The organism is Granulosicoccus sp. 3-233, assembly GCF_052681095.1.
Window position 1 is genome coordinate 587,889 of record NZ_JBQYLE010000002.1, and the last position, 15,738, is coordinate 603,626.

The following is a 15,738-nucleotide window of genomic DNA, read 5'->3' on the forward strand; positions in this document are numbered from 1 at the left end:
CCACCCCGCCATCCAGAACCGTGTCGCACACCGATTCCACCGTGACCGAAGCATCGTCGAGCGATGTGGCTGCCAGGCAGGCTCCCGGGCCGCAAGAGCCATTCGATGTCAATGTGGACGATGCCTCGTTCGAGAAACTCGCGCTCTGGAAGGAACAATACGGGGACACCATCACCGTCAAGCCTCTGGAGCGGCAGTCTCCGGCACTGGTGCTGAACAACCCGGATCATGTGCGCCACGTCCTGATCGGCAATCACCGCAACTACAACAAGGGTGTCGGCTTCGAACGGGTGAAGATGCTGCTGGGCAATGGCATCATTGTCAGCGATGGCGACTTCTGGCGTTCTCAACGACGCATGATCCAGCCGGTGTTTCACCGCCGGATCATCGAGGCGCAGGCCGCCATGATGCAAGGCTGCAACGAGGTCAGGTTGCGCCAATGGCAGGAGAAAGCCGTCAGCGGTACGGTGGTGGACATCACCACCGAAATGAGCGATCTGGCACTGGAGGTCATCCTGCGAGCCTTGTTCAGTCAGGATCTGGACGAGTTGATCGCGCAGGAAGGTGTCAATCCCTTTGCCATGCTGGTCGAGGATGTCACTCGGGATCTGAAGCTGGCAATGCGTTTCCGTGCGCTGACACGCCACGTGGCGGCCATCATGGCGCGGCGACGAGAGCAGAACCGCATCGAACACGATTTCCTGTCGCTGATGATGGAAACCCGTGACAAGGACAGCGGTCAGCCGATGTCCGACAAGGCGCTGATCGACGAAGTCATGACCATCATCGTGGCCGGGCATGAGACCACGGCCGGAACCCTCAATTGGGCCTGGTATCTGTTGTCGCAGGATGCCCGTGCAGAGTCCCTGTTGCATGAGGAAGTCGACGCGCTGGATCATGCGCCGGGCTTTGCCGATCTGCCGGCGCTGCGCTACACGCGGCAGATCATCGACGAGACCTTGCGACTGTACCCGCCGGTCTGGCTGTTTTCCCGCAAGGCGATCAACGAGGACCGATTGCCCGGCGAGGAACAGGACACCCTGGTACCGGCAGGTGCGGATGTGTTCCTGTGCCCCTATCTGCTGCATCGCGACGCACGCTACTGGGACGCGCCGGAACAATTCCTGCCCGAGCGTTTCAGCGAGGAAGCCAGCCGGCAGCGAAACCGGCACGTCTATTACCCGTTTTCACTGGGTTCCAGACGTTGTATTGGCGAATTCTTTTCGATAGTGGATATGCAACTGCATCTGGGCCTGCTGGCCAGACATATCCGCTTTACCCATGTTGCCGGCAAACCGGTGACAGTTGAACCCCATATCAATCTGCGTTCCCTGCACAGCATCATGCTGATGCCGGAATTGCGCTGACGTCCTGCAGGATTGCTTCAAGAGCCTTGTGAATTGCATGAACCATCAAACACTCACCGACATGCTGTTGGACAGGGCCGGCAGCGAAAGCCATGTCAACCTGATCGAAGGGCAAGGCAAACGGCAACAGCTGCCTTATCGTGAACTGTTGACGAGAGCCCGTGCCAGGCTTGCACAATTTCAGAATGCAGGCTTGCAGCCGGGTAGCCAGCTGATCATTCAGACAGCAGACAATTCGCATTTTCTGGAAGGCTTCTGGGCCTGTCTGCTCGGTGGTATCACCGCTGTTCCCGTATCGGGCGGCAACAGTTCCGAACACCGCTTCAAACTCTTTCGTATCGCCTCGACGCTCGACAGACCGGGCCTTTTCACCGATGCCCGCACTGCCGAGCGCTTGCAGGACTTTGCTGCACAGAACGACCTGGAGCAAGGCTTTGCCGAGTTGAGCCAGCGCACGGTGATATCGGATCAGGTGGCACCTGCTGCGGCAGAACCTGCGATTCATGCGCCTGACGAGAATGATGTTGCATTCATCCAGTTCTCTTCCGGTTCCACCAGTACACCCAAGGGCGTGGTACTGACTCACCGGAACCTGCTGACCAATCTGCGTTCCATTGTCAGCAGCTCCGGCATGACGCCCACCGAGCACCAGTTCAGCTGGATGCCGCTCACTCACGATATGGGCTTGATCGGTTTTCATCTGACGCCGGTCTTCATGGACAACAATCACTCTCTGATGCCAACGGATGTCTTCGTGCGCCGGCCCGGCGCCTGGCTGGACGAAGCCGTACTGGCCGGCGCCACGGTGTTGTGTTCGCCCAATTTCGGTTTTCAGCATCTGCTCAAATCCTTCAAACCGGAGAAATTCGAATCGCTGGACCTGTCAGGCATTCGCCTGATCTTCAATGGTGCCGAGCCGATATCGGTGTCCCTGTGTCATCGATTCGTGACGGCGCTGGCACCCTTGGGCCTGAACCCTGCCTCCATGTATCCGGTGTACGGACTGGCCGAAGCGAGTCTGGCGGTGGCCTTTCCGGCGCTGGACAGTACGTTTTCCACCCTGGTCATAGACCGGACTCGACTGGGCATTGCCCAGCAGGTCAGCCTGTTCGACGCCCGCACCGCCAGACCCGATGACGCCATGTTCGATACTGTCGACGGTGGAGAGCGTGGTGTGGAGTTCGTCTCTGTCGGCTATCCGGTGAAGGATGTCAGCATTCGCATCACGGATGAAGGAGGAGCTGCTCTGCCAGATGACACGACCGGGCATATCTGCATCCATGGCGAGAATGTCACCGCCGGTTATTATCGCGAACCCGAGCTCAATCGACAGACCATCGATGGCGATGGCTGGTTGAATACCGGAGATCTGGGCTTCATGCATGCGGGTCAGCTGTACATCACCGGTCGCTCGAAGGACATCATCTTTGTCAGCGGTCAGAATGTGTATCCGCACGATCTGGAAGAGATCATTCTGCAGGCCGGATTGGTCGAGCGAGGCAAACTGGCGATATCCAGTCGGCGTGTGGCCGAGACCGGGGAAGAGAAGCTGCTGATATTCGTTCTGCATCGCGCGGAAGCGGCCGACCTGGTGGACAAGGCCCGTGACATGACCCGTCTGCTCGGAGAAACCGTCGGGGTTGCCGTGCATGCCGTGATACCGGTGCCACGCATTCCCAAGACAACCAGCGGCAAGGTGCAGCGCTTTCTGCTGGTAGAGGCGCTGGAGCAGGGCGAATACGAGGCTCTGCTGCAAGCGTCGTCAAGCGACACTGACGCCACTTCGGAATCCGTCGATGAGGCAGCAGAGGCGGGGGATACCACTTCACGTCTGCTGGCGATCTGCAATGCACAGGTCGAGGACATGACGGTTGCGGCCGAGGACAATCTGTTCGAACTGGGTATCAGCTCTCTGACCCTGGCGCAGATTCATGCGGCGATCGAGGACAACTGGCCGGATCAGGTGGATATCACCGACCTGTTCGACTATCCGACCGTTGCCGAGCTGGCGCGCTTTCTGGACGAACGCAACGCGGCGTGACGTCGAGCGGGACGGCCGGTGCGCGATAAACAGGAAGTTGCCACGGACAGGGCAGCCGACTATCGGCGATTCGGGGTCATCGACGGAGAGGCCCGGCAATCCATCGCGTTCTTTCTGCCCGATACCTTTGGCATGCTACCCTTCATCGCGGCGGTGGAACCCCTGCGCGCGGCCAATCGATTCAGTGGGCAGGCGCTCTATCAATGGACCTTGCTGGGTACCTCGACTGCTGATGCCATTGCCAACAACGGCATGAAACTGGCGGTTGATCGGGAAATCGGCAGTGGCGATCGCTTCGATCGAGTCATCGTCTGCGGACCGCATGAGCCCTTGTCCTACAAGGACTCCAAGGCTCTGCGTGCCTTGCGACAGTATGCCGCCCAGGGTTCCCGGATTGGTGCGCTGGATACGGGAAGCTATCTGCTGGCGCAGGCGGACCTGATCCGGCATCGACGCTGTACCATTCACTGGGAAAACATGCCGGGCTTTCGCGAGGCCTTTCCCCACATTGCCGTCACCAGTGAATTGTTCGAGGAAGACGAGGGCCTGTTCACCTGCGCTGGTGGGACAGCAGCGCTGGACATGATGCTGGCGATCATACGCCAGGATCATGGCTCGACACTGGCACTGCAGGTGGCCGATCTGTTCATTTCCACGCGGATTCGAGCAGCCACCGATCCGCAGCGGCGCAGCATCGTGGAACGCTCCGGTATTCATCACGCAGGCCTTGTCAGTTGCATCGAGCTCATGGAAGTCAATCTGGAACAGCCGATTGCCACCAGTGAGCTGGCGGAGATGGTTGGCCTGTCGTCCCGACAACTGGAGCGTCTGTTTCGCACCTATCTGCAGACAACACCCACTCTCCATTATCAGGCATTGCGCCTGAAGGCCGGGCGTGAGCTGCTGCGCCAGACAACCTTGAGCGTCATGGACGTTGCCACTGCTGTCGGGTTCGCTTCGGCAGATTATTTTTCCAGACGATTCCGCCGCCAGTTCGGGTGCTCGCCAACGGAAGCTCGAAGAAGGGATGACAAGGTCTGAGCTGTGAGCCTGGCAGAGGCTCATTGAGCGATTGGACAGCGTCATCCCCGCGCCCGTGTCGTCTTGTGTCGCCAAACGGTCGTCTGCCTCCTGTTGGTTGTTCATTGACAGGACGATACTTGAGACACTGCGGCAAGGCGGTACAAGGTTCCACAGATCAGGGTCGAAACCCTGTCTGTCTCATACCGACACAGCCACAGAGCCACGACATGACATCACCTCGGGGTTCACCCCGGTGAACGAACCGCCCAAGGTCCTGTCATGCCAGTCCGTGGATAACCAGACAGAGGAATCAGCGTGAAATCACAAGCCCGTGTCGTCATTATCGGTGGTGGTGTGGCCGGTACCAGTGCGCTTTATCATCTGGCCCAGCGTGGCTGGACCGATTGCATGCTGCTGGAAATGGATGAACTGACCTCCGGATCCACCTGGCATGCAGCCGGCAACATCCCGACGTTTTCCAGTTCGCGCAACATCATCAAGTTGCAGCATTACAGCACGCAGCTGTACGCCAGGCTGTGTGACGATCCCCTGTATCCGATCAATTATCATCAGACCGGATCGATTCGTCTGGCACAGACCAGACAACGCATGGAAGAGTTTCGTCATGTCAGCGCCATGGCCAACACCCTGGGGCTGGAGTACGAGATTCTGGATACTGCCGAAATGAAGGCGCGTCATCCGTTTCTGCAGGATCATGAATTGCTGGGTGCTCTGTGGGACCCCGTGGATGGCGACATCGATCCCAGCCAGTTGACACAGGCGCTGGCCGCTCATGCACGAAAGGCGGGGGCGAGCATCCACCGCTTCACGCGAGTGACGGGAATCTCGCGCATGGCCAATGGCGAGTGGAAGATTGCAACCGACAAGGGGGATGTCATTGCCGAATACGTGGTCAACGCCGGTGGCTATCGTGGGGCAGAAGTGGCTCGACTGGGTGGCAGGTTTCTGCCTCTGGTCACGATGGAGCACCAGTATCTGGTCACCGAGTCGATTCCCGAACTCGAAGCCACCGAGGGTCTGTTGCCACTGGTACGTGATCCGGACGATTCCTACTATCTGCGGCAGGAGAAAACCGGCCTGATTCTGGGGCCCTACGAGATGAAGGCAACGGCACGCTGGAAGGATGGCGGCATTCCCGAGAAGTTTGCCTACGAGTTGTACCCGGATGATCTGGACAGACTCGAATGGTATATCGAGAAGGCCTGCGAACGCATGCCAATCCTGGGTAGTGTCGGCGTACAGCGCGTCATCAACGGTCCGATCCCGTACACGCCGGATGGAGCTCCCTATATCGGTCCTGCCTTCGGTTTGCCGAATTTCTTTCATGTCACGGGGTTCAGTTTCGGCATCTGTCAGGGCGGTGGTGCGGGCAAGTCCATTGCCGAATGGATCATCGACGGCAAGCCGGAATGGGATCTGTGGAATCTGGATCCAAGGCGCTATACCGATTATGCCGATCAGGACTATGTGGTGGATCGGGCCATCGAGCTGTACCAGCATGAATACGCCATCAACTACCCGGTGGAAGAGCGTCCTGCCGGGCGTCCTCGCAAGGTGTCTCCCTGCTACGACAGGCTGCAGGCCAAGGGTGCCCGCTTCGGTGCGCGCGGCGGTTGGGAGCGGGCAACCTGGTTTGCCCGGGAGCAGGATACGGCCGAAGAGAGTCCCTCCTACCAGCACGGAGTCTGGTTCGACGCGGTCGGACAGGAGTGTCGCAATGTTCGTGACAATGTGGGCCTACTGGACCTGAGCGGTTTCAGCCGATTCGAGCTCAAGGGCGAAGGAGCATCCGACTGGCTGAACACCATGATCGCGGGTCGATTGCCCGGTATCGGACGGGTCGGTTTGTCCTATTTCTGTGCCGAGAGTGGCGGCGTCTGGTCGGAGATGACCGTGACGCGACTGGCCGCGGAACACTACTGGCTGATATCCGCCGCTGCGGCCAAGTGGCATGACTCTCAATGGCTGACCGATCATCTGCCAGCGCAGGGTGGCATCACCGTGTCCGATATCAGTGACGAGCACGGCACACTGGTGGTGGCCGGACCACGCTCGCGGGATGTACTGCAGACGCTGACCGATACCGATCTCTCCAATGAGGCCTTTCGCTGGTTGACGTGTCAGCCATTGGAGCTGGCCGGTATACAGGTGCAGGCCTTGCGGGTGAACTACGTGGGTGAGCTCGGTTGGGAGTTGCATGTACCGGCAGCCCGTCAGCTGGCCTTGTATGACGCCTTGATGGAGGCGGGGTCGGCGCATGACATGCAGGATTTCGGCATGTACGCGATGGAATCCATGCGACTGGAAAAGAGCTACCGTGCCTGGAAAGTGGATCTGGACCACGAGTACTCGCCGCTGCGCTCGGGGCTGGACCGCTTCGTTGACCTGAACAAGACCTCATTCATCGGCAAGGAGTCACTGCTGCAGGAAGCGGCGGCCGGCTTGCCGGATGTCTTTGCCACCTTCGTGCTGGACAAGGCGGACGTTGCCGGTGACGATGCCGAGAGGATCAACGCGACCGATGCGCTGTACGGTTGTCCCGTCCATCGGGGGGATGAGCTCGTCGGCTACATCACCTCAGGCGGTTTCGGGCATCGCATCGGCCAGAGCCTGGCTCTGGGCTACATCAGACCCGAACTGGCGGTGCCCGGAACGGCGGTGGAAATCAACGTTCTCGGACACCGGCGATCGGCTACCGTGGTCGCCGAATCACCTTACGACCCCGATAACAAGGCACTGCGCGATCAGGGCCGTTGACAGGAGCGTGACTGTGGCGTCAACGGCTGCGTGATCCGTCGCTACAGCCATCTGCATGACCGGGGTAGCACCAGCGTGGCTACTCCGGGCTCAGCGTCCCCGAGCAGCGGCGGTGTCAGTACTTGCTGCCGCCTTTTCAGCCTGTTGCCGAATCTGACTCAGCGTCATCGTGGGGGTGATGGCCTCTGCGCTGATGCACACGTGGATCAGGGACGGTGTTTCGGCGTCCATGGCCTGTTGCAAGGCCGGCAGGAACTCGGCGTCGTTCCTGACCGTACAACTGAACGCACCATAGGCACGGGCCAATGCTGCAAAATCCGGATTCTGCAAGGAGGTGGCCGACACTCTGCCGGGAAAGTGTCGTTCCTGATGCATGCGGATGGTGCCGTAAATGCCATTGTCGATCAGCAACACGATGATGTTGGCACCTGACTGGACGGCCGTACCGAACTCCTGCATTGTCATCTGGAAGCAGCCGTCACCGGCAAATGCAACCACGGTACGCTCGGGCTCGCACAGTTTTGCAGCGATGGCCGCTGGCAGGCCATAGCCCATGGAACCGGAGGTGGGTGCCAGCTGCGAGCCGTAATGGCGAAATTTCCAGAACCGATGAATCCAGCTGGCGTAGTTGCCGGCACCATTGGTGATGATGGCATCCTCAGGCAGGCTTGCCAGCAGCGACTGCATGACCTTGCCCATCTGCACATCGCCGGGAGTGACGATATCGTCAGGTGTTGACCAGGACAGGTAGTCCTGATGCGCGGATTCGACCCGAGCCGAGCGGTCAGCGACGCCAGCTGGAATGGATCGGGATTCGAAGGAGGCCACAAATGCCGTCGGACTGGCATGAATGGCCAGGGTCGGTCTGTAGACACGTCCCAGCTCCTCGGCACCGGGGTGTACATGAACCAGCGTCTGCTGCGGACTCGGAATATCCAGCAGGGTGTAATCCTGGGAGGGCATTTCGGACAGGCGAGCACCGATCATGAGCAGCAGGTCGGCTTCCTCGATGCGTTGACGCAGAGCCGGGTTGATGCCGATGCCGACATCGCCGGCATAATTGCCGTGGGTGTGATCGAACAGCATCTGACGTCTGAACGAGCAGGCGACAGGCAGTTGCCATTGTTGCGCGAGTCTCTGGAAGCCGAGAACCGCATCCTGGTTCCAGCGCGAACCCCCGAGGATGACCATCGGTCTGAGCGCATCCTTAAGCAGGTCGGTCAGTTGCGCCATCTGTTCTTCGCCGGGGCAGGTCTCGATCTGTTGCCAGGGGGCTACCGGCTTTGAACTGGCCAGCTGAGACAGCGCGTTCTCCGGCAAGGCCAGCGCTACGGGTCCCGGTCGACCGGAGGTGGCGACATGGAACGCTCGGGAAATCATCTCGTCCATGCGTTCGGCGTCTTCGATCTCGGCCACCCATTTCACCGACTCACCCAGGAAACGGTGGTAGTTCACTTCCTGAAAGGCTTCGCGTTCCCGGATGCCGGTGTCGATCTGGCCAATGAACAGGATCATCGGCGTCGAGTCCTGCAAGGCAACGTGCAAACCGGCGGTGGCATTGGTTGCCCCGGGGCCACGTGTGACAAAACAGATGCCCGGTGTTGCGGTCAGTTTGCCCCAGGCCTCGGCCATCATGGCAGCTCCGCCTTCCTGGCGGCACAGGGTATTTTCGATACCGCTGTCATACAGCGCATCGAGTACTGGCAGATAGCTTTCGCCGGGTACACAGAATACGCGTTCCACGCCGTGGTTCTTCAAAGCGTTGACCAGTAGTTGTCCACCTGTTTGACGAGTCATGTCGATTCCCGTCCGGCCATGCCGGCATACAGTCGTGAGATAGGAAGCAGCAGAGCACGGTGCACTGCCTGATCTGCCATTGTAGACAGACTTGCCGCTCATGTTCAGACTCGTTCCCATGCATCAAGCCGCAGAGCCACTCGGGTACACTGCGAGATTGCGAAGCGCAACCTTGGAATCACTGGAGAACCCTGATGAAATCGATCACCTCAGTATTGACTGGCAGCCTGCTGTTGCTTGCCGCAACTGCAACGCTGGCGGAGACCCGCGTGACCTACAAGTCGGCCAAGACCGGTTCTTCGTACTACCAGATGGCGGTGGAGCTGGCGGAGGCCATGAAGAAGGGCAGTGATGGAGACATCAGCGTGACGGTCGAGGAAAGCCAGGGATCCGTGCAGAACGTGATGGAGGCCGGCATCCGTCAGGGCAACTATGTATTCACCACGCCGCCGGCGCTGGTCGGGCTGGCGCAGTCCGGCAAGGCCATGTTCGAAGGCAAGCGTCGACCCGCCTTCGACGAGATTCGAGCATTGTTCCCGATCCCGTCTCTGACCATGCATTTCGTGGTGGCATCCGACAGTGGTATCGAGGATATTGCCGGTCTGGCGGGCAAGACGATACTGCTTGGCAAGGGCTCGTTCGGCGCCACCGAAGGGGCAAGGTATCTGACCCTGTTCGGTCTGGAAGGCAAGGTCGAGTTGGCCGAGGTGGAATTGTCGAACGCCGTGGCGGCGCTGAAGAACGGGCAGATTGACGGTTTCGTGACTGCCGGTTCATGGCCGGCGCCCAATGTCATCGAAGCCGCCGCCAGCACCGGAGTGCAGGTACTGTCGCTGGATGACGAGCAGATCGGGACAAGCGGTCGAACACGCATGGTCATTCCGGCGGGCACCTACAGTGGGCAGGAAGAGGATATCGTCACTACCTCGCTACCGGTTGTCGCCTACACCACCACGGGCATGGACGAGGAAACGGCTTATCAGATGACACGAACGTACTGGGAACAGAAACAGGCGATGAGCGGCACGTCAGCGTGGTGGGGTAGTGTAGATGCTGCCTTGATGGAGAATCTCGGGCAACTGCATGCCGGGGCCGTTCGGTATTACGATGAAATCGGCATGGAACTGACTGCAGCACAGAGACCCTGATCGACTGAACTGCCGCAGAGGCTACGGACCGGATAAAGGTACATTCCATGATGACTGCCAGACAAACCGGATGCCGTTTGCCCTGGGCGCTGCTGGGTGCCCTGTCCATAGGCTTCCATCTGTGGCTGGTGTTCAGCGGGCTGATTCCCAATCTGGTCAGTCGGCCACTGCACATGGCACTCGCCTTGCCCTGGGTGTTTCTGGCTGCATTTCGGCCGGACGTTCCGGACAGGGATGTCTCGCCGCTGAACCGGACCCTGGGGGTCATGCTGTTTGCCATCTGCCTGCCGGCCTGTCTGTGGATTGTCTGGCAGCACGACACACTCGGTGATCAGTATGGGTTTCTGGAGAATCACTTCCAGACAGCGATAGCCGCAATTCTGCTGATCGGTGTGCTGGAGATGGCCAGACGCGCCATTGGCTGGCCATTGCCACTGGTGGCATTGCTGGCTCTGCTGTATGGCTTGCTCGGCCAGTACATTCCCGGAGAATTCGGTCACCCCGGAACACCGCTGAGCAGTTTTCTGGGCACGCTCACCATTGCCGAGGGTGGATTGTGGGGCAGCCTGACAGGTGTGTCCGTCAGCATCGTTGCCATATTCGTGATCTTCGGTGCGGTTCTCAATGCCGGTGAAGCGGGTCAAGGATTCATGAACCTGGCCACACGGGCCGCTGGCCGACTCAAGGGGGGGGCGGCCAAGGTCTCGGTGGTCTCATCGGCGTTGTTCGGCTCCATATCCGGCTCGGCATCGGCCAATGTCGCCTCCACCGGTACCGTGACCCTGCCAGCCATGACCAGGCTCGGCTACCCCAGGGCGCTGGCAGGAGCCGTGGAGGCTGTCGCCTCATCGGGCGGGCAGATCATGCCGCCTCTGATGGGGGCCGGAGCCTTCGTCATGGTCGAACTCACCGGTATCAGCTATACCAGCATCATGACAGCGGCCAGCCTCCCCGCGCTGTTGTATTTTCTGGCCGTCTGGTTCGGAATCAACGGATTTTCCAGGCGTTTCGACCTGCAACCCTTGAGTCGCGAGCAGTTGCCCGACGCGAAACTGGTCCTGATCACGACCGGTTTCTTTCTGGTGCCTTTCACCACCTTGCTGCTTGGCATGTTTGTCCTGGGGCGAACACCGCAATATGCAGCCTGTCTGGCCATCGGTGCCGGATTTGTATTGTTGTTTTTCAATGATCGGCTGCGACCGGGTCTGCGCCTGTTTGCGCAGCGGCTCGAATCGCTGTGCATTCAATCGGGTGAGCAGATTGCCACGATTGCCAGCATCATCCTGTGTGCCTCGATCATCATTGGTGTACTTGGCATCACGGGCCTGGGGGTGAAGCTGACATCGGCCATCCTGTCCTTGTCTGGCGGGCATCTGGTACCTGCCTTGCTGTTGACGGCGCTGGCTTGTCTCATTCTGGGCATGGAAGTGCCCACAACAGCTGCCTATGTCATTTGCGTATCCGTTGCCGGGCCTGCATTGACCGAGTTGGGTCTGCCATTGCTCACCACGCATCTGTTCGTGTTCTGGTTCGCCTTGCTGAGTACCATCACACCGCCGGTTTGCGGTGCGGTGTTCATCGCCGCTGGCATGGTCGGCGAGAACTGGCTGAAGGTTGCCCGCTATGCCATGGCGCTGGGTCTGGGACTCTACCTGATTCCATTGAGCATGATCAGTCATCCGGGCATTCTCGAGATCGCTACCGCTCCCTGGTCGGCAATCCTGGCCGCAGCACTGGTAGCAGCCGGTCTGGCGGCCATCTCCCATGCCATAACCAGCGAGCGTGGAATCCCATTTCGCCTGATGGTGGTTGCGGTCGGGTGTCTGTTGTTGTTCTACTGATCTGTCGGTACGCATGAGCCAGGTGGCCGTATGCCAGGCCGTCCCCCGGGAGCGTGCCTGAGGCTGTGATTGCGCATCAGCCTCGGCTGTTGCCGGCAGTGTTACATCACAATTCGGCATTGTCGACTACATCTGCCTGATACAGCAAACGCTACAGGATCAAACACAGAGAGCTCTGCGACGTTCCAGGCGATCTGCTCCATGGCAGCACTCAACGTTCATTCAGGAATACACTCGTCAAATGAAGAAACTGCTATTGGCTGTTCCCCTGGTCGCCGGTGCGTCCTGGGCAGGCGCCTCCTGGTATTCGGGAACCCAGACACAGAGTGCCTATGATCAGCTGTTGACGCAGCTCAATGAATTGAAGCCCTTCACGCTGGTCAACGAGTCCTATGGCGGTGGTCTGACCCGAAGCCATGCAGTCACGCAAGTGCTGGATTCGGCGTCTGCCGATGCAAAAGTCCTGTTTCGCCTGCAACATGAGATCGATCATTCACCCGTCGGTGTCGATGGTGGCGCTGTGCGCGTTGGGGCTGCAACCATCAGGACCACACTGCTGCGTGATGGCTCGCTGCCCGAGGTTCTGGTCGAGTTCCTGAGTGGATTCACCGAGGCCGAACCCTTTGTCGTCGATACACAGGTCGGTTTCGATGGTCACATCGACAACCACCTGCAGGTCAGCCCCTATCGATTCCTGGAGAACGGCACCAGCGTCGATTTTGGCGGTGTCGACTACTCAGTCAGCGTTAGCGGGGATGCGGTGTCCGGTAGCGGTATCCTGGGTGCCTTCGAATGGGCTCGCGCAGGCAATGCCTTGCATCTCTCGCCGGGCAAGATCAGGACGGAACTGACCCGTATCAGTCAGTCGGTCTATTCCGGCTCCCATGGTGTCGATTTCGATACGTTGTCGATCCGTGCCGAAGACGACATGAACTTGCAGGCAACGCTGGGTTCCATCGGTTTTCATGGCGACACCACCGTGGACGGCGATTTGCTGAGCAGTCAGTCAAGAATGTCGGTCGGGCGTATCGACAGCCTGTTGCCCATCAACGCGTTTTCACTGGAGACGGCGGTAACGAAACTCTCCATCGAGGGTATCGAGCACTATGTCGACACCATCAGTCAAGTGTCGTTGACCGATGCGATGTTCTCTGACGATGAGGAAATCACCAGGCGTATTCTGGACGCCTATGCGCCAATGATCGGCCCTGGCACCGGTGTGGATGTTGCGCTTGGTTTCAGCAATGACGGTGGAGATGCCAGTCTGGCCTATGGCATCAGCATGATCGATGAAACCGCTGCTGCTTATCCTGTCAACGGGCTGGCGTCCATCGTCACGCTCAGGGACCTGTTGAATGCAGTGACACTGGAAGCGCATCTGGATGCCGATGTGGCTGCCATTGACCAGACGCCTCTGGGAATGTTCATGATGTCGCCTCAGGCACAGCAGATCATCGTTGCCGATGGGGTCAGTTACAAGTCCGATATGACTCTGAGCGAATTGATCGTCGATATCAACGGCAAACCACTGGCCTTGGAGATGATGCTGGGTGACAAACTGGATACCCCGTTGGCGGAAATGGCGGACCTGTAGACCAGCCTGGAGATTTCGTGAAGTCGCTCAGTTCATGAGGTTTGTTCTCAAGACATGTTCCCGGGTGATGTCTCGGTGTCAATCGGGGTCAATGAGTACCGAAGAATGGCTGTTTACAGCCATTCTTCGCTGTTTCAGGCTGTTTGTCAGCAGTTTTCCTGTTCGATGAAAGGGGACGCAGGATCGAGAACTGGCATAAAGTGTGACAGTAAAAGCGCGTGGTCTATACAATGGTCACTCTGCCGAGTCTTGAATGATTGATTCGGTAGCGCTTGTGGAGCTGTAATCAGACAAACTGATCTTCGGTCAACTTCCTGAGCGCACACGCTCCGACTGCCGGGTCAGAATCAGACTGTGCAGTCTCCTTTGCCTGACAACAGCCTTGCCGCCAGATGGCCCATGAGCCGTTGTCCATTTGTGAAATCAACAATACATGTCATTTGAAGCACTGGGCCTGTCGTCCGAGGTCCTGAAAGCCGTTCTCGAAGAAGGCTACGAAACTCCCACTCCCATTCAGCAAAAAGCCATTCCGCTGGTACTCACCGGCAAGGATGTCATGGCAAGTGCCCAGACCGGCACCGGCAAGACCGCAGGTTTCACCCTGCCACTGTTGCAGAAACTGTCGCAATCACCACGCCGTGGCAATGGTGGTCGCAAGGGCAGTCCACCGGTACGAGCCCTCATTCTCACTCCCACGCGTGAGCTGGCTGCACAGATCACCGAGAGCGTTGCCACCTATGGCAAGTACCTGAAGTTTCGATCGGCCGTTGTCTTCGGTGGTGTCAGCATCAATCCGCAGATCAGTCAGCTGCGCAAGGGGGTCGATATACTGATTGCAACACCGGGTCGTCTTCTGGATCACGCCGGTCAAGGCACCGTCGATCTGTCCCAGCTGGAAGTTCTGGTGCTGGACGAGGCCGATCGCATGCTGGACATGGGCTTCATTCATGATGTCAAGCGAGTGCTGGCACTGCTGCCCGATACCAGCGAGCGGCAGAACCTGCTGTTCTCGGCAACGTTTTCACGTGAGATCAAGCAGCTGGCTCAACGCATGCTGAACGATCCGCAACTGGTTGAAGTCGCTCCGCAGAACGCAACCGCTGATCGTATCGAACAGCAGGTGTATCGGGTCGACAAGGGGCGCAAGCGCGAATTGCTGTCGAAACTGATCCATGACGAGCAATGGCAGCAAGTGCTGGTATTCACACGTACCAAGCATGGTGCCAACCGTCTGGCCGAACAACTGGAACGAGACGGTCTGTCTGCGGCGGCCATTCATGGCAACAAGAGCCAGGGTGCCAGGACTCGTGCGCTGGCCGGTTTCAAGGAGGGGCAGATTCGGGTGCTGGTGGCGACCGATATCGCCGCTCGAGGGCTGGATATCGATCAATTGCCCAATGTAGTGAACTTCGAACTGCCGAATGTACCGGAAGACTACGTACACCGCATCGGGCGTACGGCTCGCGCCGGCATGTCCGGCAAGGCGGTATCGCTGGTGTGCATCGACGAAGACAAGTTGCAGCGCGACATCGAGCGCCTGATCAATCGCGAGTTGCCGCGCGTCCAGATCGAAGGCTTCGAGCCTGATCCGAGTATCAAGGCCGAGCCGATCCGCCAGGGTCGACAGGGTGGTGGTCGAAGCCAGGGTTCTCCCGCGGGCCGAGGCCGTGGTTCGCAGGGGCGTTCCGCCAACGCTCGTTCCGGTGCCGGCAAGGTGCAGCCAGCCGGAACCCAGGCCGCCAACCGCAGTCGCCGATCCCGTTCTCGGGCCCATGGCGGTCGAACTGCGTGAGCGAGTTTCCTGCCTGTCCGGAATGTCAATCGAGCTATACCTATCCGGACGGGACGATGCTGGTCTGTCCCGAGTGCGCTCATGAATGGTCGGCCACTGACAACGCACCGGATGACGACGCCGGGTCGGTGAGGGATGCGAACGGGAATCCTCTGGTGGATGGCGATACCGTTACCGTGATCAAGGATCTGAAGGTCAAGGGCTCATCGGCGGTGGTCAAGGTCGGTACTCGGGTGAAGAGCATTCGTCTGGTGGAAGGCGATCACGATATCGACTGTCGCATCGATGGCATCGGGGCGATGAAGCTCAAATCGCAATTCGTCAAGAAGGCCTAGGCGGGGTTGATCATGAACGGTT

At 59.0% G+C, this 15,738-nt stretch carries 10 protein-coding genes; 9 read left to right on the forward strand and 1 reads right to left on the reverse strand.

From position 1 onward, the window contains the following. Window positions 1-20: 20 nt before the first annotated feature. From ACUNV4_RS07465 to ACUNV4_RS07480, 4 genes are all read left to right on the forward strand, one after another. The gene (locus ACUNV4_RS07465) at window positions 21-1,367 is read left to right on the forward strand and encodes a cytochrome P450 (protein WP_430877881.1); all 1,347 of its coding nucleotides are present in this window, start codon (window positions 21-23) and stop codon (window positions 1,365-1,367) included. Between the two features lie 37 nt (window positions 1,368-1,404). Then, window positions 1,405-3,408, forward strand: coding sequence for a non-ribosomal peptide synthetase (locus ACUNV4_RS07470; RefSeq protein WP_430877882.1), 2,004 nt, complete (start codon window positions 1,405-1,407; stop codon window positions 3,406-3,408). Window positions 3,409-3,426: 18 nt separating this feature from the next. Continuing rightward, entirely contained in the window at window positions 3,427-4,449 is a 1,023-nt protein-coding gene (locus ACUNV4_RS07475) for a GlxA family transcriptional regulator (protein ID WP_430877883.1), read from the forward strand. 297 nt (window positions 4,450-4,746) lie between these two features. Continuing rightward, window positions 4,747-7,209: a GcvT family protein gene (locus ACUNV4_RS07480; RefSeq protein ID WP_430877884.1), complete on the forward strand. Its 2,463-nt coding sequence runs from the start codon at window positions 4,747-4,749 to the stop codon at window positions 7,207-7,209. 90 nt (window positions 7,210-7,299) lie between these two features. Here ACUNV4_RS07480 and ACUNV4_RS07485 read toward each other — a convergent pair whose 3' ends face one another. Beyond that, the gene (locus tag ACUNV4_RS07485; protein WP_430877885.1) at window positions 7,300-9,006 is read right to left on the reverse strand and encodes a thiamine pyrophosphate-binding protein; all 1,707 of its coding nucleotides are present in this window, start codon (window positions 9,004-9,006) and stop codon (window positions 7,300-7,302) included. A 194-nt stretch (window positions 9,007-9,200) separates the two neighbouring features. Here ACUNV4_RS07485 and ACUNV4_RS07490 point away from each other — a divergent pair, with 194 nt between their 5' ends. The 5 genes from ACUNV4_RS07490 to ACUNV4_RS07510 all read left to right on the forward strand — a co-directional run bounded on the left by ACUNV4_RS07490 (window position 9,201) and on the right by ACUNV4_RS07510 (window position 15,716). Further along, complete coding sequence (locus ACUNV4_RS07490; RefSeq protein ID WP_430877886.1) at window positions 9,201-10,154, forward strand: TAXI family TRAP transporter solute-binding subunit; 954 nt, start codon at window positions 9,201-9,203, stop codon at window positions 10,152-10,154. A 50-nt stretch (window positions 10,155-10,204) separates the two neighbouring features. Next, window positions 10,205-11,995, forward strand: coding sequence for a TRAP transporter permease (locus tag ACUNV4_RS07495; RefSeq protein WP_430877887.1), 1,791 nt, complete (start codon window positions 10,205-10,207; stop codon window positions 11,993-11,995). Window positions 11,996-12,236: 241 nt separating this feature from the next. Then, a complete protein-coding gene (locus ACUNV4_RS07500) occupies window positions 12,237-13,589 on the forward strand; it encodes a DUF945 family protein (RefSeq protein ID WP_430877888.1) in 1,353 nt (450 codons plus the stop codon). Between the two features lie 433 nt (window positions 13,590-14,022). Then, entirely contained in the window at window positions 14,023-15,381 is a 1,359-nt protein-coding gene (locus tag ACUNV4_RS07505) for a DEAD/DEAH box helicase (protein WP_430877889.1), read from the forward strand. Next, a complete protein-coding gene (locus tag ACUNV4_RS07510) occupies window positions 15,378-15,716 on the forward strand; it encodes a zinc ribbon domain-containing protein YjdM (protein ID WP_430877890.1) in 339 nt (112 codons plus the stop codon). Before ACUNV4_RS07505 ends, ACUNV4_RS07510 begins: the two co-directional genes overlap by 4 nt. The last annotated feature ends 22 nt before the right edge of the window (window positions 15,717-15,738 follow it).